We start from the raw sequence: 22,892 nt of genomic DNA, 5'->3' as shown, positions 1-22,892 counted from the left end.
CCATTGAATATGACGCGCACGATTGCCATAAGCGGTGCCTCAGGCAAAACAGGCTTCCGTGTAGCTGAAGAAGTGCTGGCTGCAGGAGATCAGGCCAGGCTGCTGCTGCGGCCTGAATCCCAGATCCCCGCATCACTAGAAGGCTGTGAGCAGCACCGACTCAGCCTGACGGATACGAACGCCTTGGACAACTCTCTGCGCGGGGTGGACGCTCTGGTGATCGCGACAGGAGCACGTCCATCTGTTGACTTGACTGGGCCGATGAAAGTTGATGCCTGGGGCGTCGAACGCCAGATCGAGAGCTGTAAGCGTGTTGGTGTCAACCGTGTGGTCCTGGTGAGTTCCCTGTGCGCAGGGCGCTGGAAACACCCTCTCAACCTGTTTGGATTGATCCTGGTTTGGAAGCGTGTGGGTGAGCGCAATCTGGAGAACAGCGGGCTCGACTGGACAGTGATCAGACCTGGAGGGCTGAACGAGCGCGAAGACGACCTGGAAGGGGAGGGCGTCCTGTGGACTGGAGCTGACCAGCAGGAGAGCGATTCAATTCCTCGCCGTCTGGTTGCACGTTGCTGCCTCGAAGCCTTGAACACCTCCGATTCGATCGGCAAAATCCTCGAGGTCACCAGCTCAAAGCAACAGCCCGTGGTGAGCTTGCAGGAAGCCATCGCCAGCTGCTGAGCCGTCCGGTTCAACTCAACCCCTACGTGACCAAGCTTGCACAGCGCGAGGCATGATCATGTTCGCCAGCGTCGTCCTGCAGATCTGTGCCCTGGAAACCGGCCGAAGCCTGGACCAGCCTTGCCCCTCGAGCAGGACGACGTCACTTCCGCGTGGTTCTGCAAGGTGGGCGTGGTGCTGAACGCTGGGTGGAACTGGCTTCACTGCTGGATCCGCAGGTGCGACTCAGGGAGAGCTGGAACCTGCTTCAGGACAAGACGCAATGGCAAAGCGGCTGGCAGCCCATTGCCTGCGAAGACTCAGACGTGATCTGAAACCAAGGGTTTGGTGGCAATCACGGCGAAAAAGGGATCACCCTTGGCACCGACCCAACCGAGAGGGCCCGTTTGCTGCGTCTGTTCAGCAACCAGTTCAGGCTTGGGCCACCCCTGGGCCATCATCACCTCCGCCACGTAGCGAAGGTGATCACCATCACCGCCATCGGTCCAGATCTGAGGTGCCTTCGTGAAAAACATGCGATTACTGAAAGCACAGATGACCTGCCCCCTGGGTCGGGTGATGCGCAGCAGTTCAGCAGCCACGGCTTCGGGCTGCTGCAGATACTGCCAGCCGGCCACGATCAACGTGCAATCGATACTGGCGTCGTCAAGGGGCAGTGTCTGATCGCGATTGAGGTTTTGCACCCAGTGACGATCGAGTCGCGGATTGGCCTGTAACTCCTGAGCATTCAGCCCATGACCGATCACCTGCTCGTAGCGCTGTTGCTCGGGCAGGTGACTCACCCAGCTGCTCATCAGATCCAGCACTACTGCACAACTGGGAATGCGCTCGCTGTAGAGCTGCGTCAAGCGCAAGCGGAACGCTGCATCGAGATGCTGAACAAAACGGGGGTCGCTGTAGAACAGCGCATCATCACCGTCATCGAGCTTGAAGCGCTCGTTGTCGTTCAAAACCTGCACGACCACGGGGAAGTCCTTCTCTCCAACACGACCGGAACCTAGAGAAGCCAGCGACGAAGCGCGTCCGCAGAGGCTCACCAAGACGCAGCTGCTGCAGGTTTGATGTTGGTCAGAGAGACAGGCTCTCCAGAAGTTGCTTCTGAGACCGCTGTCCAGTGATCGCATGGGCGGCCATTGCACCACTGGCGGCGACAGGCGGAATTCCGATCCCGGGGAAGGTGCTGGCACCGCACTGAAGAAAACCTTGCAGGGGTGTCTGCACACCAGGGAACAACCCCTTTGCAGCCGACAGCGCTGGTCCATAACTGCCTTGATGCACCGACAGGAAATGGCGATGGGTCAGGGGCGTGCCCTCCATCACGATTCGGCAGCGACTGCGCAGATCGGGGATGCGCTGCTCAAGAACCTGCCAAAACACCGCACAACGCTGCTCACGCTGTTCGTCATAAGCAGCCGTGGATCGTTCCAAACCACTCCAGTGAGACCAAGGTTCATTGGCCGGCGTGTAGGCATGCAGAACGTGCTGACCGGGAGGCGCCATCGATGGATCCAAAGCCGACGGAATCGACACCACCACGGCGTTGCGTTCGGCATCAATTCCCCTTTCCCAGTCTCCAACCCACACCGTGTGAATGGGCAGATCCTCAAGGCCGGTGGCATCAAAGCCCAGATGCAGATGGAGAAAGGAGGCGCAGGCAGGAGTCTCGAGACGTTGGCGGCGCCATGAGGGTGATGTCTTTTCAGGCAACAGCTTTGCCGTACTCCAGGCATCAGCGTTACTGACCACATGATCTGCTGCGAACTGTTCACCGTTGACCAGCTCGACGCCGACGGCCCGATCACCATCCAGTAAAACCCGCTTCACGCGGGCTCCAAGGCGCAGGCTGCCGCCATGTTTCTCAAGTCCGCGCAGCAGAGCCTGCACAACGGAAGCACTCCCGCCCTTGGGAAAATCGAGGCAGGCCTCCGGTTCAAACCATTCACCGAACAGTGTTGCCATGGCAGCGGCATTGGTGTCGGCCATGGGCATGCCACTGATCAGAAAGCAGAGCAGATCAACCCAATGGCGCAAAAAGGGATCCTGAAGGTGGCGATCCACCAGTGGGCCGAAGGCACCGCTGAGATGGCGCAGAGCCGGCAGGTGGGGAAGCAAACGACCACTGCGCCGCAGCAGAGGGCCAAGACCATCGAGCCCACCCGGAGGCAGTGCCAGCAGCGGCAGGGCGTCCGCCGCTGCAGCGATCGGCTGCAACACCTCAGCGAATCGACGCCACTCCTCGACCGCTGCCGTTCCGCGCAGATCAGCGACAACCTGTTCGAAGCCGTCAGCGCCCACCCCGATGCGCAGATGCCCTTCCGGGAACAGCACATCCCAGTCCCGATAGGGAATCACATCCAGAGGTTCGTCCAAGGCCCTGAGAATCTGGGCCAACGGGTTGCTGCTAGGCCAGCGGCCAAGTCCACTCCAGAGAGAAGGTCCCGATTCGAACTGATATCCCTGCCGCTCGAAACCGTGAGCAGCACCACCGGGGTGGCCATGGGCCTCGAGAACCATGACCTCATGGCCGGCCCTGGCACACAACGCAGCGCAGCAGAGACCACCGATACCGCTGCCGATCACGATCACCTCACACTTGGTGGTCATGGTGTGATCCGCTCGCTGACTGGTCAGTTCATAGCGGGTCGGAGCTGACTTCCGACACATGATCACCGGCTGTCATCAACACGACCAACCGGGATCAGCCAAAAACTGCTTCAGTGATCCCAGAGAACCTGTTGAAGCATTGATCGCTCTGCCTCTGATTCTGCTCGGCTTGGCCTGGCTGCAGGAACTGGTGGATCAATTGATTTTCGGCGGTCGCTGGAACCTGGCAATGGGACCTGGAACACCCTGGTGGTCGTTGTTCACCGCACCATTCAGCCACCAGGGCTTCGGCCATCTCATCGCCAACAGCCTGGTGTTCCTTCCGCTCAGCTATCTGGTGCTGGCACGGAGCCAGAGGGCCTATCTGAGCGTGTGGATCGCCGTGATTGTGATGGAGATTCCGATCTGGTTGTTCTGGCCGGTCGGAGCTCACGGATTATCGGGTGTGGTGTATGGACTGCTGGGCTATCTGGTGCTGATCGGTTTTCTGGAAAGGCGACCACTGCCCATTGTGCTGAGCATCATTGCCCTGCTGCTCTACGGAAGCGCGTTACCAGGATTGCTGCCCTGGGCATCTCCCGCAGGCGTGAGCTGGATCGGACATGCGTCCGGCTTTGTGGGCGGATTGCTTGCAGCACTTGCTGTGCATCGAGCGCCTGCTCATCTGGATGACTGATCTGCATCTGCGCCATCTTCTGCAGACTGGATTTTGAACAGGAAGCGACTGGAAAGACGGACCGCGAGAACGGAGGCAGCAGCTCCATAACCGATGAAGGTGGCGGCCTGACCGAAACTCCCCTCTTGATAAAGATCTGCGTGGAGAAGCAACCAGTCAACAAGAGAAGACGCCGTGCCCCAGATCACAACCCAAACCGATACGTAAATCACTCCCCGGGAGGTATTGTTCAAAACGAGAGCATGCGCTGAGCCAACGCTAAGCGAACCTCAGTCACGTCTCAGCCAGGAATCGGCGCCCGCGAACCAATCGCCGAGGTCATCAGCATCGGGGCTGTGCTGCTGGTCTGGGTCTGCACTGCCAAGATCAAGACCATCGAGAAGGCTGTCCAGACCTTCAAGATGGCCCCCTGCAAGTTGTTGTCGCCGAGCACGACGAAGCCAGGAAGAGACCGTGCGATCTCGGTCGGCGAACTTCTGGAGATAAACACGATCAGACAGGCTGACACTACAACCATCAGCCATTCGCCGGAGGATGGACTGCAGTTTCAGACGGGTGCTGGTGGTGAGCATGGCACTAACACTCCGGACTGGCGACGTTATGGCACGTCATAGCGGCAACGATGCCAACGATCAAACCCATTCGCACAGACAGACAAGACAACAGGCAATGGCTACAACCATGTCAGTGATGAACCATTCGAGGCAGGTCAATGAGTGATCAGGAACAGCAAAGGCCTGTTGTGATCCAACAGGGGGGCAACGGAGTCGGCCTTGTTCTTGCCGCATTGATCGTGGGTGGTGCCATCGTCTACGCCGTCAACATCTGGTCCAATACCCAGCAACAGAGGCTCAGAGTGCCCGCAGAAGCAATACAGAAAGGCGTTGAATCGGTCAAGGAAGCGATCAAGCCTGGGTCCTGAATCGACCTCATCGAGCTACGGCTTGAAACGAAACAAGCAAACAATGCAGACAGCCATGGAGATAAATGGACTGAAAGAATCAAGCCGCTTACACACAACATCCAGTATTCAAATCATCGATCAACACATGAAGAGCTTTGTTGCTATCGTTCTTTCAATTTCAACCCTGTTAGCAGGCTGCACTGCATCGGATCGGTTTGAAGAAAAAATATTTCTGAACAATGGTCCTTACCAACAGGGGACCATCGGGATCGACAGATCAAAACTACAGACAGTTGTGACATGGTGCAGTCCAACTCTTCTGCAAATGGTGGTTTACGACAGTATTAGAGAAACCTACCCTACGGATTACAAGAGATTGGAAGGGAAAGACCATCCACTACAAATGTCCGTGACTGTTTTCCCACAGGAATTACCGTTCAGCTATGCCACGGAGTACAGCAAACCAACAGATGTCACCAGTATCTGCAGCCCTGCAAGCATTCAGACAACGCTGAGCAATGAAACAGGCAATTCATCGACTCTCAACTTCAATCTGGGACAATCTTTTGAGGTCAGAAGTGACAAGGTGGTGGCAGTGACGGTGGATTGCAATGCTGGCAAAGCTGGCTACTCAGAACGTGACCAATACCGTCGGCCAAACTATGGAAAGAAAGGAGGAGTGGCATTAATACCGGCGGGCGAAGCTTCAGACGTCACGGGAGAATGCAAGGACAATGCTTTCTCCATTCAGATCAATCCAGCAAAGTCCTCAGAAGCTGAGGCGGCTGCTGAGATAAATTAATCCATCAACAGTGAGCGATAGGCAGAGGAAGAAATCCAATCGGCAGAAATCAACGTTCATCAAACGCTTGCAACACCTTATCAAGCACAATGATGTTCCTCATGTGCTGAACCTCAGTCAGACCATTCACTCTCATAAATTCAGCGAGACGGTCCGGAAAGTCAATGATTTCACGACCGGTATCAACAAATTGACGGAATGCTTGCAATAGCTGATCCTTGTTATCCGCCCGTTGAACAGCGCAGCAGCACCAATTGATCGCTGCATGTTCCTGTAGCTGATGTTCTCGAAGCTGACACCTTAAGGTTTTGATCGTTGCTTTAGTTCTTCTTACATAGAAAGCCCATGCAAGCCCAAGAAACGCCAAAATAATTGTCTGTACCACGCACTCAAGGCGACTAGAGCAAGACTAATCAAGCTGGATCAGCGTGTCAAAACAGACCAACAGGTCAACAAAAAACCAAACAGACAGAATCGATCGATCAATCAACGCCTGGAGCACACAAGAAAGATCAGCAGTCCAGCGTTAATGGCAAACCAATCAGTTAACAACAGCCGTTCAGGCTTACCAAAATCAAAACTGTTGTCGTATCAGGCAAGAGATGTGTAAGCTGAAAACAAACTCGGCACAGAAGCGTGAAATATTTACTTCTACTTGGCCTGTTATTTGTGGTCGCAGTTCTGGGAGCTTATATGAATGGTCAAACAGAAACACCCACCGAAAATCAGGACAATGTCAAAGCAATCACAGAGTTGCGGACCACAACCTAGAAACAACATCGCTTCAGACCCACAAGCCTGCAATCCTCTGAGCCGGCCTTCAAGCTGAAAATCTCGGAGCCCTGGACAACGCGTGCTCAAGCTCCCAAAGACGTTGAATCAACTGTTATTGGACGTCGGCTTTCTGTCCAGACGAAGCACCGTCAATCACAAGCGACTTTCGATTTGGCTCTTGTTCTTCAGCTGACTCCTGAAAAACAATGTCAATTTCAGCGACCCAGGCAACAATCGCAATCAGGCCGAGAGCGCTGCCGATCCATAAAGCGGTCCGTCGACTCGACATGTGGTTAGAGAACTCGTTCGCCGAGACTAGGACCGAAAGGCATCTTACTGGTGATCAGGACAAGCCTTGTCGCAGTCTGGTCAGACGCACCAGAGAAAAGAACAGGCAGAAGCCTATGGGAGCAAATCAAACCACATAATCAAAACAAAGCAAACAGCAGCAGAGGATAGAGCCGTGGATAAAAATGAAAACAACAGCGTGTCACTCAACCCATGCTGAACATCGCCGTCGATAGCAGGTGACATGAAGACATCAATGAATCTTCTACTTGGATAGCGACCCGCGAAAAGACAAGCCTGAGCGCAGACTGAGAGATCAATGAATAATCTTATTGAATAATTTTCAAACTTAAATCCGATAGAAAAGCAAAACAAGGCGCATGAGATGAACCTGCAGAACAGGTCAGGAATCTGTTAAGACGACCAGATCATGACTTAAGAATGACTAGATCAGGTCGAAAAATTCAGCAAAGACCTATCTAAAACGGGGCATCTGCAATTCCCTAAACAAGTGAAACTTGATCAACGCTTTCAATACCAACAAGCAGCATGATTTGATCACCGGAAGAATCTGTGAGCATCAAGCCGTTGTCAACGGCTTTCCAACTCTCCCCCTGCACCATCGAAAGATCAATCTTGTCCTCGCCAACGGTGTAGTCCCGAACCACTGCATAGCCATCACCTGAAACACCCTGGAAAGTATCAACACCTAAATCTCCCCAGACATCGCCTTGGCAGACAGCTAAGAGATCATCATCTTTACCACCTCTGTAAGTAACACCAGCAACCACTCCAGTGATGAGATCATTGCCACGGTTACCGTTGACAAAGGTACCAGCAACAGCACCAAGAACTTCGATGGTGTCATTGTCATCGCCACCAGAAATATGACTTTTACCGGCAATCAGTTTAAATACATCCTCACCAATCGCACCATAAAAATAATTATCTGTGCCACCTCTGACCTCAAACAGGTCACGCCCTTTGCCTCCCAGGAATTGACTGTCTTGGGAATCAAGAACGATAAGCTGATCATCCCCCTGGTTGCCGTTCACAAAGTTGTTTTTACCTCCGATAATCTGGACGGTGTCACTCCCACCCATCATCCGAAACTTGACATCCCTTTGATTCTTCAGCGAATCAGCTGCATCGCTATAAATAAGATATCCATTCTCTGTTGGAATAGGGTATTGAATTGGAGGCGGTGTTGAAGATGTCGATAAGGATGTTTTTGTTTTTGTTTTTGTTTTTGTTTTTGGTGTTGGTGTTGGTGGTGTGGGAGTCGTCGATGATTGGACAGTTAAACCAACAAAACCAGGATCTCGGATAACACCTAACTGATCATTCCAGTCATAACGGCCATTATCTCGCACATTGATGGTCAGTGTCTTATTTTGAGCATTCCAAAGAGCACCCTCACCAGTATTGGCATCATATGTAAAAGCAACAAAGCCACCTGTCGACTTATCCCTCTTGTAGAAAATAGGAGCATCATCATCAGCTCCTACATCATTGAGGACGATTGTAACCGATTGGATCTGGCCAAACTGGGAAGGATCAGTTGAAGTCACACTGAAGTCGAGCAGATCTGTTAGGGGCTTGATCTTCACCTCAGATGCAGATCCAAGTTGTTGAGACGTGCTAGAGCTGGCTGCTCTTGGCGAAGACCCAGTAGAAACTTGTGATGATCGGGAGCTGACTGCTCTTGAAGCAGACCCACTAGAAGCTTGTGATGACTGGGAACTTACGGCTGCAGAGGTTGAATCGCTGTTCGATTGAGATGTGCTGGAGCTCGCTGAAGCTGAAGTCGAACCAACTGACTCTGAAGCACTTGATGTGCTTGTGCTGACCTTTGCTGTACCGGCATCACTCTTGGCCTGCTCAAGCATTTGGCTGGAGACGTCCTTGGCAACGTTGACCTGAATATCATTGCGCGCAGCAGATTCAGCACTTGTTTTAGAACCAAATATCGCAATATCAGCAGCATCAGTGGCATCAGATGCACTCTTAATTGTCGAAAAATCGGAGTTGGCTCGCGACTCAAATTCCGATTTGATCTTAACTGCAGCACCCTTTTTCACCAAGCCTTGGGTAGAGGATTTCGTCGAAGCTCTTGTCTTGGATCCATCCCCATTAAAGTCTTCCTGATACATTGTTTCATCGATATCACCTGCAGCTAGGAACTCAATGCTGGATCTATCAAGCAGCAGAGAATTAGTTTTTTTATCCTCTTCCAAGGTGTACTGCAAATAAGAAACATCAGATTCAGAATTGAATGTTGATGTTTCCTTGACGATCAAACGATATTCGTCCTTCTTATCTAACTTCTTCTCAATCGCCAATGTTTCCTTTTTAAAGATCGGCTTGCCACTTTCCTTACTCTCAACGTCCAGTGAAGCATTGAATCTAGAGGCTTTATCCACAATGTCATATGTGGTCTCTTGCCCCCCAGTCTTTTCCGTTACAAACAAAATATTGCCAACAGATCTCAATTCTGCTCCATAAGTATCCGTGCTTTTCTTGACAGCAGATTTCTGATTATAGGAATACACACCAGGGGTATCGTCAAGATCCATGTTAAAGCCAATCTCTAGAGGCTTTAGATTGGAATGAACGATGGTTGTCGATTGATCTGCTTCAAAAGTTGTCTGATTAACATTAAATGTCTCATATGTTTTTTTAGTCACTTCACCAGTGGTTTCCTTCGATTCAACCAACAGACGAAGAAACGGCGTATCAACAGTACGCAATGATTCGATCGCTATTGCAGTTTTATTAATGGTAGCGTTGCCTTTTACATAACGCTCATCAACAACTAAAGCATCTCCGTCACTATCAAAAAGCGCCTGACGTGTATTAGATCCACTGAGTTGAACATACAAACGGTTAGCATCATCGGTATATAATTTGTCAACACCAGAATCAGTTGTTAAGGCTGAAAGAGTAAGGGTATCGGGATTAAAGATTTTGCTATCACCACTGAGATCTTGATTGAGGTCTTTTTCAAACAATTCAGAGTTGTCGCTAGACCTCTTACTGGCTTGGTCTAAAACCCCAAGTCTGCTGACCTCATAGTTGTTCCATTTAGTCGTGACGTTGCCAGCTAAATCCGTCTCAGTTTCTTTAACAAGCAGGTTATAGGATGCAATATCTCCATCCTTCAGTACTGCCTCAGCGGCATAGGCTTTTTGTTCTTTTTTGATACCACCCCATTTGATTGGAGCGAAATCAACAGAACCTCCGTTGGGATCAACAATTTCTGTAATCTGGGCCCCTTTTTGGAGATATAAACCACCCTTGCCATTAGCATCTTCGAGCAAGCTGATGCCTGTTTGACCGGTCGTGCTTAAATCCGTGGTGATTCGCTTGGTAGTTGGATTAATTACCGCAAAATTCTTATCACCATCTAGATCCTGCTTAATCAGTGGTTCAATTTTTCTAACACTCTTTGATGTAGTAGCTGAATTGTAATCGAGATACCAATCCTGCTGGCCTACATTTTTTTCCTTAATTTTAAATGTTTGCCAAGACTCAGTTGGTGTGTCTCCCTCAAAAATCTCTTCATTTTTAACAACCAGAAGATACTTATTAATCTTATCGAGGGGATCCTCAAACGACTCCACGGCATAAACCCTGGATTTTGAACTGGAGTTCTCATCGCCCCACTCAATATCAGGAGTATCTCCCCAGTAATCCTGTACGAGGAATGTCTTATTAGAAGTCAGATTGTCATCAGTGATATAGATAGCATCACCATTACGACTGACGGAGACACCCTGACTGTCTGTACCGATTGCACTCAAACCAGCAAGATTTAAGCCAACCTTGTCATCACTATCCAAATCATGCTTGAAAATTGATTCGTAAGACTGAATCGAGCCTGTCTCAATAGAGTCTTCCTCAAGGATAGAACCCTTGAGGTCAACGTAATCCAACTTCCAGCGAACATCAACATTTTCACCTCCATCAATCGTTCTAATTTCAGATTCTTTGATAGCAACAACATACACATCCTTTCCATTTAATGTTGTTTTTTCTGCCGCTACAGCATCACGCCTGAAGGTGACATCAGCTTCAATATTGAGTTCCGTATAGTCAGGAGAATCACCCCAGCTATATAGGATTTCAACAACCCCACCCGTTGAATCTTCAATAAAAAACTGGTCTCGATTGTTTGTGATTCCCTGCTTACGCTTTAAACGAACATCACCTAGATCCGTCGCAACATCGATCAATTGACTGAGATTAAAGCCGATACTGCCCGATAAATCCAAATCGTCCTTAAAGATCGTAGTTTCCTTAGCTTCAATGCTGCTAGACCAAGACGAATCGCCGATCACGCCAGTGGAACTCAGGGATAGAACTTCCCAGAATTTTTCTACGTCACCTGAATACTTTTCCGTACGCTCAACAGCTAGAGAGTAAGAATTATCATCATTTTTCTCAACAGCTACGGCATTACTCGTTCCCCAGCTGCCAGAAAAGTCAAATGAAGGAAACTCATTGAATTCATTGGTAACGGCAAACTCAAGTTTGTCGTCTGGTGTGAAGACATAGAGCAAGCCGTCAATATCCTTTTTCAAATAGTGTCCATTCTTATCTCGAGAAGAGCGCTCAAGCTTTCCAGTGTTAACCCCTACAAATTCATCTTGGTTAACATCTTGTTTGAATAGTGATGTTTCAAAGGGGGTAATCGAATCTGACCAAATGGTTTTAGAGAAATCAACCGATCCATCCTCTTTGATTGCATACACTTGCCAACCGCTATCTTGCCCAGTCCTGCCAGTATCGAGTTCAGTCCAGGTATGGTCTTGCTTGACAGCAACTTGATAGAGACCAGCCTCATTTTTTTCGACTGCCTTAACGACAGCTTTTGAGCTACCACCTTCCCATTTATCCTCATGTTCAATCCACGAATCCTGAATAGCAATTTGTTTTTCACCATCGACAATAAAGATCTGACCATCAGCTTCTCCTAGCTTGACTCCGAACGTATCTGAATTACGAAGAGCTATATCGATATTTCCAGAGAAGTCCTTATCTCCATTCAAATCTTGCTTAAATTCATCTTCGTAGGTTGTAATTGAAGGGGTAAAGATCGTACCGGAAGTATCAAGAATTCCATCAAGTGAAACCTTATAGATTTCCCATTCAACGCGACTCGTCGTAGGTGTCTTATCCGTTGAATTCTCAAAATAGGCATCTTCAACTTTCACGGCTACACGATAATAATCGTCTGACGACCCTCCATCCCACAGAGAAGCTGCTATGGGTGTGATCCTGAAATACCCATTATCCCATTTTTCGTCAACAAAAACTGTCGGGAAACCTCCACTTTGATCTTTAACATCAACTTGCTTTTTTGTAGTTGGATCAACAATATGGACTGTATTGGCTGTTGATTTCCACAGCTCAATGCCGGCAGTATCTGTAGTGAGCTGCGTTAAACTTGAAACATCAATGCCAATTTTGCCATCTTTATTAATATCTTCCTTAACAACTGATTCAAAACCTGCAATGCTTTCGGTGAAAAAGGATGGATTTGACCAGCTTGATTTGCCATCCTTGTCTAAATTGTAAATCTCATAATATGTGGAAGTTTGCTCTTCTTCATCCTCACCTTCTTCGCTGTTGCCACCCTCTTCACCATCAACCGCAAATTTAAGACTTAAATTATCAATGCTGAAGATATCACGAGCACTAGCAGTATCAATTGAAGAATTAAAGGCTTCACGAAGGGAGAATGAAGAAACAGCCTGGTCTTCAGCAGCTTGAAATGAAATATATTCAACAACTGCCTGGCTCGCATCACCTGGAACCGTTGTGACCGTGGAATGAATGAGGGAATTTGATGTATCTCTGACATCAAGAAAAACATCTCTCTTGATTTCACGACCCATCAAGTAAAAGCCAAACGCAGAGACTGGGTTATTGAATGCATCTCCAGAAGCTGCTTCGTTGCCATAAAAATAAACATTTAGTCCACCTTCTTCTAGCTCGCTTGGCAACACTTCAAGAAATTGATCTCTTGGTTCAGGAGGTGTAGTTGTAGTATTAAAGCCTTGCGTAATATTGATGCCTCGATCAATATTTGAGCCCGAGTTGATACGGGCAAGATCAGGTTCATCAGGTCCACCACTGTGGCCAACATTACTCAGATTGAAGTGAACTCGATTGCCGTCGAATTCACCGCCATTCGCAACAATATATTCAATCGTGCCCTCTGCCGTTCCGTTGGCATGATCGCCCTTTGCATCAGCAGCCACTAAGGTTGTGCGGCCTGTGGCTGAAGACGATGATGCTGGACTGAAACTGCTGTATGGCGATGATGTGCCAGCTAAATATTGATGATCATGACTGACAAATCCACCGCTATAAGAACCATTGACATTCAACCATCCGTTATCTTCCTCGAATGTGATTAAAATATCATCTTCCAATGCACCTGTGAAGCTTGTTGCAAGCGCATAAGCCGAATTGTAGTCAGTGGAGATTATCGTATCTGCATTTTTTGATCGTTCAATAATATTGTGAGCTGAATTAAATCCAGAATGAGATGTTGAAGCGAGTGATACTTCAGGATCAGATCCACTTAACTGAGATTGAGACTCCGCAGATGTCTTAAGCGTGGTTGCATTTTCCTCACGGGATCCTTGTTCATCCTCACCGCCGCTGTGCGTTTCCTGATGCTTGACGACAAGAACATAGCCGCCATTCGCTGTTCCTTCGGCTGCGACCACAACGGAAGATGACGAACCACCCTCCCAACGCTCTTCTCTTTCAAGCTCTAAAGCGAAACCATATTCATCTGCAACCTTTTTCGTGGCTCCGTTGTCAACGATATAAATATCACCATTACCTTTAAATCGCTTGACAGTAACGCCCGAATCTGACGAAGTATCGGCAGTGATTTTCTCGAGGGCGCTGTTATCAAAACCAATTGATTTATCACCATTGAAATCATAGTTAAAGACCTTTTCGTAATTAACGATATCGACATTGAAGAGATCTTGACCGACGCTCCCTCCATTCTCATTAAATGCGTTGATCACCCATTCCGTGTCCGAATAGCTTTTGCCTTCCCAGGTTGATGTAAATGTTTCTTCAATGGCAACCACATATTGCTTGGCTTCAGAATCCCAGGCTGCCTGCACCGCTTCTCGCTCAAAGCCCGAACCATCAGAATTCTTCTGGTCGAAATCAAATCGAAGGCCATTACCTTCAAAATCTTTCAGCTTCAAAACATTTTCTTTGTCCTTGATATAGCTATCGCCATCGGAATTCACCGCCAGGACGACATCACCAACATCATCGGTTTTGGGGGTAACTTCAACAACAATCCCGGTTTTGCCGTCTTTGTTTAAGTCAAGTTTGACACGCTCTTCGATCTCGCCAACGTTTTCAGAAAATAACGACGATTTCCAACTCAGGATTCCTGAGGACGATGCGGGGATGATGCCCCAAGCGACTCCATCGCCGTGATTTTCATGAATAACAACCTGATAGCTATCACCATCTTTTTGAACTGAATGAACCTTATGAAACTTATTTCCACTATCCCATTCTTCAAAGAGGCGTGTAGGCCACTCATCACCAGTGCGGTCCTTGAGAGGAATGGGAATACTTTCACCGGCAGGCCAAAGGTAAACATGACCTTCTTTGTCGTAATAAATAGGGATGTCGCCTTGGTTGGCATCAATTTTGGTCAGCTCAGCGAGTTCGGGGATAACGAAACTCATTCGAAGTCAAAACTAGTTAGGCAAACTTAGCTAAACATTGCAGAACGTCATCTCTTTCCAACAAAAAGACACAGTGAACTACGCGTGGTAGTTCCTGTAAAAAGTATTTTTTCGTCTCAATTATTTCGTACATCACCATCGGATAACTGCACAAATAGCAAATGCTGAGCTAAGTTAAGGAGCTTTGAAGGTAATTAAGCAACAGCCGCAGAGATATTTTGTTAATCCACCGTTACCCACCTTCCATCGATTGATGATTGCAGCCATCAAATGGACAAACTCAGAAGCTAGTGTTTACAGGCTATCTCAGCGGTGCTGTTTTGTATCTATAAGCTAATTCATAAGCCGCCGCACCTGAGGCAACACCGAGAGTGGTTCGCAGAAGCGTTAACCAGGCACTACCTGCCCTTGAAGACCCCTCAGAGAGTGTTAGTGATAGCTAGCTAGCACCTCTGAAGAGTTGTTGATGCCTACTGTAGCCGCTTGTAGAAGGCTATCAGAGCATAATCAATCGTGGAAAGAGTTGCTCAACCCATGACCAAGTCTTGCCTTTGACTTTTTAAGGAATGCCGAATTGTTATGGAGCAGAAGACAAAGGTGATTGACCACACTTCTCACCATGAGCAATATCGAGCGTATGTGCGGTCCCGGGACAGCCTTGGGTGGTGCCCGGGGGTTGACCAGGGGTGGCTGTATACTTTCCACCTGCAATAACTTCTAATTCCTCATCAGATAATTCTAAGAGTTCATCTTTATGAGCATTGCATAGATCTTTCGCGTCAATTTTGAATCCAGCATTTTCCGCAATTTCAGTCGCTTCTTCGAGTGTAGTTGCCGTTATAATTGCGTTACGCACTTCGGGATTGGCTTCAAGATGAGCGAGTAGATCCTCTATTGGTGAAGTCATCTTTAATAGATAGCATCGTATTGACTTTATTGCAAGCGAAAGGAGCAATGCAAAAGCATGTATTTATTTAAGATTAATGCTGCTGGCTTTTGAAGGTAATTAAGAAACAGCCGCAGAGATATTTTGTTAAATCGTTGCTACCCACCCTCCATCGATTGCTGATGGCTGTGCTGACGAAAAAGATCACTGGCGTCATCAATCTCAGTGATTTCAGCATTCTTTTCAATTTTGTCGTCATCAGGATGCTGCTGCTGCTCACGCTCCTGTTGCTGCTCTTCCCTGCGAACAGCCCGTGCGTAGGCGTCGCTTGAATCAGAACCGGTTCGGCGCTTTTCAGAGTTCATGAACCCACAGTTCGAACCTCTGCCAATCTCTCATCCCAGGCACGGCGCTGCAATTATGGCTGTCGATCCCAGAACGTGATGAATAAGGGCGAACGGGCCAGAGTGATCCTCGATCGGATGAACGAGCACTACCCCGAGACGCCGATTCCCCTGGATCACAGCGATGCCTTCACGCTGCTGATCGCCGTTCTGCTCAGTGCCCAGTGCACCGACAAGAAAGTGAACGAAGTCACTCCAGCACTGTTTTCCGCTGGACCGACGCCCGCTGCCATGGCAGCGCTCGACGAAACAGAGATCCACAGCCACATCCGTCAGCTGGGACTGGCGAAAACCAAAGCGCGCAATGTGCACAAACTGGCCCACATCCTGGTGAATGTCCACGGCGGAGCGGTGCCACAGAGTTTTGAAGAGCTTGAAGCGCTTCCGGGTGTCGGTCACAAAACCGCCAGCGTGGTGATGGCGCAGGCCTTCGGCGTTCCCGCCTTCCCCGTGGACACCCACATTCATCGTCTGGCCCAACGCTGGGGGTTGAGCAAGGGCGACAGCGTTGTGAAAACAGAAGCTGATCTCAAGGCTCTCTTCCCCAGGGAGCACTGGAATCGACTGCACCTGCAGATCATTTTCTACGGCCGCGAGCACTGCACGGCTCGCGGCTGCGATGGCACGGTCTGCAAGCTATGCCGAGAGCTCTATCCCAAACGCCGCAAGCCGGTGATCTGGCGTAAACCCTGATGAAGGCCCATCACATCACTCCACCGATCGCCCTCACCATCGCGGGAAGCGATTCAGGAGGAGGGGCTGGAATCCAGGCTGATCTGCGCGCCTTTATGGCCTTCCGGGTGCACGGCTGCAGCGCTCTCTCATGCGTCACCGCACAAAACACCTGTGGAGTCGACCGGGTTGATCCAATTCCGCCCGCAGGCCTGGAAGCACAGCTGCAAGCCATCCAGAACGACCTGGCTGTCGATGCACTGAAAACCGGGATGCTGCTGAATGCCGAACTGATTCAAACCACTGCTGAGCTGTTACGGCACTGGACCATCCCCAAGGTGATCGACCCTGTGATGGTGAGCCGCACCGGTGCAGTACTGCTTGAAGCTGACGCGATCGCGGCGCTTCGCCAAAATCTCCTGCCGCTGGCAACCCTGCTCACCCCGAATCGCCATGAAGCCCGACTGCTCAGCGGCCATGAGTTGAACAACGACAGTGACACCGAGAAAGCGGCCGCCATCATCCACGCCCAGGGCCCTGCGGCGGTTCTGATCAAAAGCGGCAGTGATCGATCCCAGGGTGGCCGTGATCTGCTGTTCAACGGCCAACCCCACTGGCTTGAGGAAGGCACGTGGGTGGACACGCCACATACCCACGGCACAGGCTGCACGCTGTCAGCAGCCGTCACCGCAGGACTTGCTCTTGGCCAGGATCTCGAAGAGGCGATTGCGCGGGCGCGGGAGTACGTCAAACGAGGCCTGAAGCAGGCCCTGGCCATCGGACAGGGTCAGGGACCGATCTGCCACTGGGTGGAAATCAGAGACATTAAAGAAAGTGATTGAGAACAAAAGTCAATGTGCTGTTACATTGCTCAACATTCGCATCGGTTCCATGAGTCAGCAGCAGGCAACCAACAAGTGGTTTCAGGATTCAGCGGCCCGCGCCATCCATGAACAACAGCTCGAGCAGGTGGAACGTTTCAACGGGCGTGCCGCCATGTTGGGCATCGTGATTGGCGTCTTGACTGAAGCCATCACAGGTCAGGGAATCGTCCACCAGATCGGACTCGGACCACTCGTTGATGGATACGTCGCCTGCAGCGCCAAATATCTTCCCTTCTGTTTCTGACTCGCGTGCAGACCTGCAAGTCTCAGTCCGCCTGCAGGTCTCACTCCTAGGTTGAAGTCAGTCGACCCAGAGGCATGGCTCGCAAGCGTCGCAAACTGAGCAAGGAGATGGAGGCTGAGATCAAGGCAGCCGAGAAGAAAGTGGAATTTGTCTCGGCGATGATCAGAGACATCCGCGAGGAGGACGTTCAGAACGAATATGCGGAAGCCTTTGCCCAGGTTCATGCCGCTTGCACCCACCTGGCAGCGCTTTACGTCACCGAGGGGGTGACCGAAGAAAGCGAGGGAACTCTTGCTCTCTACAAAGGCCTTTTGACGCGCTTCGAAGAGGAATACGAGCTCTGAACTTGAGCCGCAGGTCACAGTGCCACCCATGGCCGAGCCGCTGGAAGCCGGTACAACCGGTGCATCAAGTGCATCCAAGCCATGGCAGACCAGGGCCCAAAGACCCCACAAAGCTCGGATCCACGTTGGTTCGTTCTGATGATGGCCAGCCGCTGGCCGCTGGCTGTGGTCATTGCCGCATGGGCCATTGCCGTGGCTGCCATTCAGATTCTTCGCCAACCGATTCCCATTGGCTTGCCACTCAATCAGCCATTTCCCGTGCGGCTCGTCGGTGGCATCACCGTCGACAAACTCTCTGCACCCGTCAGCGTGAAAGGCGAGGAGCCCCTGTCGATCGAAGCTGTCAAGGTGTTACCCGTCAGTGGTGACGTGGGAGTCCCCAAGGGTGTGGCTGTGACTCAACCAGTCAATGTCAAGGGCGGGGTCTCCGTGGATGGTTCCGTCACGGTGGGAGAGGTCACCGCTCCTGTCAGCGTGAATGGCCCCGAGGGAGGCCCAGTGCTGGTCGGCACTCCCGACGGGGAACTGCTGAATGTGACCGGAGGAGTGAAAGTGGATTCTGTTGGAGGCAAGATCAACGTGCAGCTGCGCGATGCCGCCAAATCCGTCCTGCCAATCCCCTGACGCAATGCCCACGCCTTTGGACCGCGAGTTGAAATCTCTCAAACTGGCGGTGGTGGGTCATCAGGAATGGGTCACCTTTCTGGAGGTCGATGCCCTGCCCAGGCCAGGCAGGATCGGCAGAGCTTTCCGGGACCTCGAAGAACCTGCGGGTGCCGGAGCTGTGATCGCAGTCCAGCTGGCACGCCTCACCGGTCAAAGAGTGCTCTTTTTCACAGCACTCGGTCGAGATGCGATCGGCCAACGCAGCGAACAACGCCTCAGGGAGTTAGGCGTTGAACCGGTGGTGGCCTGGCGTGACAAACCCAGTCGCCGCGGAATCAGCCTGATGGACCCCAGCGGTGACCGTGCGATCACAGTGATCGGAGAGCGTTTGATGCCTACGGCTCAAGATGAACTCGGCTGGGAACGACTTGCCGACTGCGACGGCGTCTTCGCATCGGCTACCGACTGCGATGGCCTCCGGCAGGCTCGCCAGGCCAGGGTTCTGAGCGCAACGCCACGGCTGGGCCTCTCGGTACTGCAGCAAGCATCGGTGCCACTGGACGCCCTGATCGGCAGCGGACTTGACCCCGGTGAACAGGTTCCCGAGAACTGTCTCAATCCTGCACCCGCTGTTCGCATCGCCACCGAGGGTGAGGCAGGCGGCCTGATGATTCCCGGCGGACGTTTTGATGCTCTGCAACTGCCAGGCCGGATGGTGGAAACCTATGGATGTGGTGACAGCTTTGCCGCCGGTGTCACCGCAGGACTGAGCGCAGGTTGGAGCACCCATCAGGCCGTTGTGCTGGGAGCGCGTTGCGGTGCTGCCTGTGCAACACGCTTCGGTCCTTACGGCTGAAGCTGATCCGTTCAGTGACAGAAAGCATCAATGGCGAACACACCGCTCTCGATTCGACGCGTTTGAACCGATGCTCTTATTGATGCATCAAGCTGCAATTGAGAACAGCAGAAACAATCATTCAAATGTGATTTGGCAGCGGTAGCGATAGCTCCTGCCTGTCCCAATTCTGATGCAGGATTGCTCTGTGATAGTTGCACCCTGTGGTACTTTTGACAAGAGGTTGTTTAAAGTCACCTCTTCGCTTGTGTGACCGAGTCTGATCAAGGTTTTGGGCTCTGCCTGAACCATGGGAACGCAAGCAAACAACCCCATGAAAAGCTTGATCGAGATCGAATTCCAGAGGATTTTCGACATCACCACAAATCGCTGCTAAGACTCTTGAACAACAAGATCAGCATCCTAAACGGATGAAATTTGACTTCACAAAAGAAGAATTCGACGAATTAGTTGCTGCCGCCAAGGAGGCAGGGATTCGCTGGAAAAAAGCCAGAACATTATGGAAAGTAAGACATCATGCCTATCTCAAGCATAACGAACAGGAGCTAGAAGAAAATATCGAACGATATAAGCAAACTGAAAAAATGCTGATTGATCGCTACAAGACCGTCACTGGCAACGACTGGCATCGGTGAGTCTCGCAACCGCAATGGTTTGATCAACTCAGGAATGCCGGGGCTAAAACCCTGGCGCGCAGCAACCAGTCATGCACATGCTCAGTGGAAGCTGCAGTGACCTTTCCCGCTTCGATATCGCGATAGAGATCAGCAATCTTCCATGCGCTGGTGCGCGGATCATCACCGCAGCGTGGGATCAGATGCAGATGCAAATGGCGGGCACCCTCTCCAAATGCAATGGCATAGACCCGATCGCAGCCTGTGACCTCACAGATCAACTGGGAAGCTCGTTGCACAACAGCGCCCCACTGTCGCGCTTCGTCAGGAGCAAAGTTCATCGGACCACCAAAGTGGCGCCGGGAATCCAGCAGACACCAACCGGTCAGCGGAGCAGGACGAGGATGATGTCGCAGCAACCAGAGATCACTCCGCCAGACCTCATGGGCCGTCAGCTCAGACTCATCGCCATGCAGGGCACAGATTGCGCAGGAGGCTTGCGGCTCCGGAGAAACCATGGACTTGAGGGAACGACCTGAGCCCACTCTGTCTTCGTCCCAGAAAAGGAGGGGGTTTTCGACTGCAATGGGCTCTATAAATCAGGGAAGCAGAAGGGCTCGCCTTCATGTCCATCCGTATTGGCATCAATGGCTTCGGACGCATCGGGCGTCTCGCCTTCCGACAGGCCATGGCCTGCCCCGACGTGGAGGTGGTTGCCATCAACGACCTGATCGAACTCGACTACCTCGCCTACCTGCTGCGTTACGACTCAACGCATCGCCGGTTTCCAGGTGAAATCAAGGTCGTGGATGGGCACTTGATGGTGAATGGCAGTCACATTCGGGTCACGGCCGAACGTGACCCTCGCCAGCTGCGTTGGGGTGATGTGGGAGCGGACTACGTGCTGGAGAGCACTGGATTCTTTCTGACCAATGACACCGCCCGCCAACACCTGGAAGCAGGCGCCAAACGCGTGGTGATGAGCGCTCCCTCCAAGGACGACACTCCGATGTTCGTGATGGGAGTGAATCACAACTCCTATGCAGGAGAGAAGATTGTGTCGAATGCCAGCTGCACAACCAACTGCCTGGCACCACTCGCAAAAGTGGTCAATGACCACTACGGCATCGTCAGCGGCCTGATGACCACCGTGCACGCCACCACGGCAACCCAGAAGCCTGTGGACAGCCCCTCTTTGAAGGACTGGCGTGGTGGACGGGGAGCCGGACAGAGCATTATTCCCAGCTCCACGGGTGCAGCCAAAGCGTTAGGCCGTGTGATTCCAGAACTCAATGGAAAACTCACGGGAATGGCATTCCGAGTACCGACACCGGATGTCTCCGTGGTCGACCTGACCGTCAATCTGGCCAAACCGGCCAGCTACGAAGAGATCAAGAAAACAATGAAAGATGCTTCACAGAATGGTCTCTCCGGCATCCTCGGTTACACCGAAGATCCGATCGTTTCCAACGATCTTCTCGGAGAAAGCTGCACCTCAGTGTTTGATGCAGGAGCGGGAATGGCACTCAATGATCAGTTCATGAAGCTAGTTGCCTGGTACGACAATGAGTGGGCCTATAGCTGCAAATGCATTGACCTGATGCAGCACATGGCCAAACATTCTTCAGATTGATAACTGAATCCCTCGATAGCAGAACTTTATCAGCAGAATTCAACTAACAAACTTCATGCACTAGCGGCGATGTTTTGCTGTTCACGCAGATGTCCAAGTGCCTGTTGGCAAGACCAACGCAGTGGAGCCCATGGAGCAGAGCTGGAAAGTTCAGCCAGTAATTCCATCTGATCAAAAAGCTGTAGTTCAACACAAGCCCAGGCGGCAGCAATTCTTGACTTGGTGTATTGAGGTGTTGTCTCCGCAAGCGCAGAGCGGATCAGATCTCCTTTCTCCTGAATTGAACGCAGTCCAACAATGCAGGTCAGGTAGTAGTGAGTCACATAATCAGACCAGAGCCTCTCCTGCATACTCTCAATTAACTTCAAACATTCATCACGATCTATTCTCATCAGACTCGCTGCAGCACCATATTGCCGTGCTTCATCACGATGACTGAGATTTTGCTCAATCTCGGAGGGATCTTCACCACACTGCCACTCAGAATTGATATCCAATAAAAGGGGATCATCACGTAAAAGCTGCTTTAAAAAAATCTGATGTCTGGGATCAGAGGCCGAGTCATTAGCATCAATAATCTGAAAGAAACTTTTAGCCCTGAGGGACATTGAAACAGGCGCACGAATCAAATCCGGAAGGAGAGCTTCAACGCCAGAGTCACCGATATCAATGACAGCGGACCTACGCTTGCCTGCGACAAGATCTGTCAGACATGCCACCAATGGCTTCATCAGATCATGTTCCCCGTAAATCGAGGCCATGCAGGCCCTGGCAGCACCAGAGATCAAAAGACTTTCGTGATCGCACAAACCTCCTATGCATTCTTTGGAACGAACGCTTTTGATGCGAAGCCTCGTGAAAAGCTGAATCACTGCACGTGCTTGCGTGACTTCTCCATCCAAGAGGTTGAGAAGATGACTTTCCTCTTCTTCACTTGGTGACCAGCCAATTCTGATCAATGCTGACAAGGAATTAATCACCGCCTCGGTATCAGTGCACCTCAGAACTTCAACCAATGCAGGAATCGCCTTTGCATCCTTCCTTCTACCCAGTGCTTCAACAGCTTTACGTCGAGTAATCCTGTCGAACAATTCGTCAACTTTTAGATCGCTAGTCGCCCTGATCAAAGCATCCAGAGTTTCGTCACAATCACACAGCCCCAATCTTGTAGCCGCAAAATACCGATCAGATGGTCTTTCAACAGAGTCTGTTTTGGCAAACAATAAATGAAGTGCATCAGGCTTTGATATCCCCTGAACCAAAACATCGAAACGCTCTGCCATA

The 22,892-nt window shown here is 50.8% G+C and carries 23 protein-coding genes; 13 read left to right on the top strand and 10 right to left on the bottom strand.

Annotation, left to right across the window (positions count from 1 at the left end; genetic code table 11):
- Positions 1 to 9: 9 nt before the first annotated feature.
- Both SynBIOSE41_RS05090 and SynBIOSE41_RS05085 read left to right on the top strand, forming a co-directional pair.
- Positions 10 to 678, top strand: coding sequence for an SDR family oxidoreductase (locus SynBIOSE41_RS05090; RefSeq protein WP_066908214.1), 669 nt, complete (start codon positions 10 to 12; stop codon positions 676 to 678).
- An 86-nt stretch (positions 679 to 764) separates the two neighbouring features.
- Positions 765 to 992 (top strand): TIGR02450 family Trp-rich protein, encoded by a 228-nt coding sequence (locus tag SynBIOSE41_RS05085; RefSeq protein WP_186539865.1) that lies wholly within the window; start codon positions 765 to 767, stop codon positions 990 to 992.
- Here SynBIOSE41_RS05085 and SynBIOSE41_RS05080 read toward each other — a convergent pair.
- Both SynBIOSE41_RS05080 and SynBIOSE41_RS05075 read right to left on the bottom strand, forming a co-directional pair.
- The gene (locus SynBIOSE41_RS05080; protein WP_255476028.1) at positions 978 to 1,643 is read right to left on the bottom strand and encodes a class I SAM-dependent methyltransferase; all 666 of its coding nucleotides are present in this window, start codon (positions 1,641 to 1,643) and stop codon (positions 978 to 980) included. The two genes, SynBIOSE41_RS05085 and SynBIOSE41_RS05080, sit on opposite strands and share 15 nt — an antisense overlap.
- A gap of 103 nt (positions 1,644 to 1,746) precedes the next feature.
- The gene (locus SynBIOSE41_RS05075) at positions 1,747 to 3,282 is read right to left on the bottom strand and encodes an NAD(P)/FAD-dependent oxidoreductase (protein ID WP_186540835.1); all 1,536 of its coding nucleotides are present in this window, start codon (positions 3,280 to 3,282) and stop codon (positions 1,747 to 1,749) included.
- A 139-nt stretch (positions 3,283 to 3,421) separates the two neighbouring features.
- On the opposite strand from SynBIOSE41_RS05075, the gene SynBIOSE41_RS05070 reads away from it, so the two are divergent.
- Positions 3,422 to 3,958 carry a rhomboid family intramembrane serine protease gene (locus SynBIOSE41_RS05070; protein ID WP_186540833.1) on the top strand — a complete coding sequence of 179 codons (537 nt, stop codon included), beginning with the start codon at positions 3,422 to 3,424 and terminating at the stop codon, positions 3,956 to 3,958.
- Here SynBIOSE41_RS05070 and SynBIOSE41_RS05065 read toward each other — a convergent pair.
- Together SynBIOSE41_RS05065 and SynBIOSE41_RS05060 are read right to left on the bottom strand one after the other, a co-directional pair.
- Positions 3,943 to 4,191 carry a hypothetical protein gene (locus SynBIOSE41_RS05065; RefSeq protein ID WP_186539863.1) on the bottom strand — a complete coding sequence of 83 codons (249 nt, stop codon included), beginning with the start codon at positions 4,189 to 4,191 and terminating at the stop codon, positions 3,943 to 3,945. The two genes, SynBIOSE41_RS05070 and SynBIOSE41_RS05065, sit on opposite strands and share 16 nt — an antisense overlap.
- A 36-nt stretch (positions 4,192 to 4,227) precedes the next feature.
- Entirely contained in the window at positions 4,228 to 4,530 is a 303-nt protein-coding gene (locus SynBIOSE41_RS05060) for a hypothetical protein (RefSeq protein WP_186539862.1), read from the bottom strand.
- A gap of 140 nt (positions 4,531 to 4,670) precedes the next feature.
- Between SynBIOSE41_RS05060 and SynBIOSE41_RS05055 the strand changes: the two genes are divergently transcribed.
- Together SynBIOSE41_RS05055 and SynBIOSE41_RS05050 are read left to right on the top strand one after the other, a co-directional pair.
- Positions 4,671 to 4,880, top strand: coding sequence for a hypothetical protein (locus tag SynBIOSE41_RS05055; protein ID WP_186539861.1), 210 nt, complete (start codon positions 4,671 to 4,673; stop codon positions 4,878 to 4,880).
- 22 nt (positions 4,881 to 4,902) lie between these two features.
- Positions 4,903 to 5,664 (top strand): hypothetical protein, encoded by a 762-nt coding sequence (locus SynBIOSE41_RS05050; RefSeq protein ID WP_186539860.1) that lies wholly within the window; start codon positions 4,903 to 4,905, stop codon positions 5,662 to 5,664.
- 49 nt (positions 5,665 to 5,713) lie between these two features.
- Here SynBIOSE41_RS05050 and SynBIOSE41_RS05045 read toward each other — a convergent pair whose 3' ends face one another.
- The 4 genes from SynBIOSE41_RS05045 to SynBIOSE41_RS05030 form a co-directional block, all read right to left on the bottom strand.
- On the bottom strand, positions 5,714 to 6,049 hold the full coding sequence (locus SynBIOSE41_RS05045) for a hypothetical protein (RefSeq protein WP_186539859.1): 336 nt from the start codon (positions 6,047 to 6,049) through the stop codon (positions 5,714 to 5,716).
- A gap of 1,180 nt (positions 6,050 to 7,229) precedes the next feature.
- Positions 7,230 to 14,465, bottom strand: coding sequence for a calcium-binding protein (locus SynBIOSE41_RS05040; protein WP_186539858.1), 7,236 nt, complete (start codon positions 14,463 to 14,465; stop codon positions 7,230 to 7,232).
- Positions 14,466 to 15,042: 577 nt separating this feature from the next.
- Positions 15,043 to 15,372 (bottom strand): Nif11-like leader peptide family natural product precursor, encoded by a 330-nt coding sequence (locus SynBIOSE41_RS05035; RefSeq protein ID WP_186539857.1) that lies wholly within the window; start codon positions 15,370 to 15,372, stop codon positions 15,043 to 15,045.
- A 137-nt stretch (positions 15,373 to 15,509) separates the two neighbouring features.
- Positions 15,510 to 15,716: a hypothetical protein gene (locus SynBIOSE41_RS05030; RefSeq protein WP_186539856.1), complete on the bottom strand. Its 207-nt coding sequence runs from the start codon at positions 15,714 to 15,716 to the stop codon at positions 15,510 to 15,512.
- 78 nt (positions 15,717 to 15,794) lie between these two features.
- On the opposite strand from SynBIOSE41_RS05030, the gene nth reads away from it, so the two are divergent.
- From nth to SynBIOSE41_RS04995, 7 genes are all read left to right on the top strand, one after another.
- Positions 15,795 to 16,448 carry an endonuclease III gene (gene nth / locus SynBIOSE41_RS05025; RefSeq protein ID WP_186539855.1) on the top strand — a complete coding sequence of 218 codons (654 nt, stop codon included), beginning with the start codon at positions 15,795 to 15,797 and terminating at the stop codon, positions 16,446 to 16,448.
- Entirely contained in the window at positions 16,448 to 17,269 is an 822-nt protein-coding gene (thiD, locus tag SynBIOSE41_RS05020; protein ID WP_186539854.1) for a bifunctional hydroxymethylpyrimidine kinase/phosphomethylpyrimidine kinase, read from the top strand. The genes nth and thiD overlap by 1 nt, the downstream gene beginning before the upstream one ends.
- Before the next feature lie 49 nt (positions 17,270 to 17,318).
- Complete coding sequence (locus SynBIOSE41_RS05015) at positions 17,319 to 17,555, top strand: high light inducible protein (protein WP_066908462.1); 237 nt, start codon at positions 17,319 to 17,321, stop codon at positions 17,553 to 17,555.
- A 74-nt stretch (positions 17,556 to 17,629) separates the two neighbouring features.
- The gene (locus SynBIOSE41_RS05010) at positions 17,630 to 17,899 is read left to right on the top strand and encodes a hypothetical protein (RefSeq protein ID WP_186539853.1); all 270 of its coding nucleotides are present in this window, start codon (positions 17,630 to 17,632) and stop codon (positions 17,897 to 17,899) included.
- 81 nt (positions 17,900 to 17,980) lie between these two features.
- On the top strand, positions 17,981 to 18,523 hold the full coding sequence (locus SynBIOSE41_RS05005) for a hypothetical protein (protein WP_255475961.1): 543 nt from the start codon (positions 17,981 to 17,983) through the stop codon (positions 18,521 to 18,523).
- 4 nt (positions 18,524 to 18,527) lie between these two features.
- Complete coding sequence (locus SynBIOSE41_RS05000; protein ID WP_186540823.1) at positions 18,528 to 19,361, top strand: PfkB family carbohydrate kinase; 834 nt, start codon at positions 18,528 to 18,530, stop codon at positions 19,359 to 19,361.
- A gap of 410 nt (positions 19,362 to 19,771) precedes the next feature.
- Positions 19,772 to 19,996: a hypothetical protein gene (locus tag SynBIOSE41_RS04995; protein WP_186539852.1), complete on the top strand. Its 225-nt coding sequence runs from the start codon at positions 19,772 to 19,774 to the stop codon at positions 19,994 to 19,996.
- Positions 19,997 to 20,019: 23 nt separating this feature from the next.
- On the opposite strand, the gene SynBIOSE41_RS04990 is transcribed toward SynBIOSE41_RS04995, so the two are convergent.
- Entirely contained in the window at positions 20,020 to 20,493 is a 474-nt protein-coding gene (locus SynBIOSE41_RS04990; RefSeq protein WP_186539851.1) for an HIT family protein, read from the bottom strand.
- A gap of 107 nt (positions 20,494 to 20,600) precedes the next feature.
- Between SynBIOSE41_RS04990 and gap the strand changes: the two genes are divergently transcribed.
- Positions 20,601 to 21,608: a type I glyceraldehyde-3-phosphate dehydrogenase gene (gene gap / locus SynBIOSE41_RS04985; protein WP_186539850.1), complete on the top strand. Its 1,008-nt coding sequence runs from the start codon at positions 20,601 to 20,603 to the stop codon at positions 21,606 to 21,608.
- 53 nt (positions 21,609 to 21,661) lie between these two features.
- Here gap and SynBIOSE41_RS04980 read toward each other — a convergent pair whose 3' ends face one another.
- A complete protein-coding gene (locus tag SynBIOSE41_RS04980) occupies positions 21,662 to 22,891 on the bottom strand; it encodes a HEAT repeat domain-containing protein (RefSeq protein ID WP_186539849.1) in 1,230 nt (409 codons plus the stop codon).
- Position 22,892 lies beyond the last annotated feature (1 nt).

The sequence above is a fragment of the Synechococcus sp. BIOS-E4-1 genome (genome assembly GCF_014279995.1).
Taxonomy (GTDB): Bacteria; Cyanobacteriota; Cyanobacteriia; order PCC-6307; family Cyanobiaceae; genus Synechococcus_C.
The sequence above is the reverse complement of the archived record's forward strand: the minus strand, read 5'-3'. Positions and strand labels throughout refer to the sequence as shown.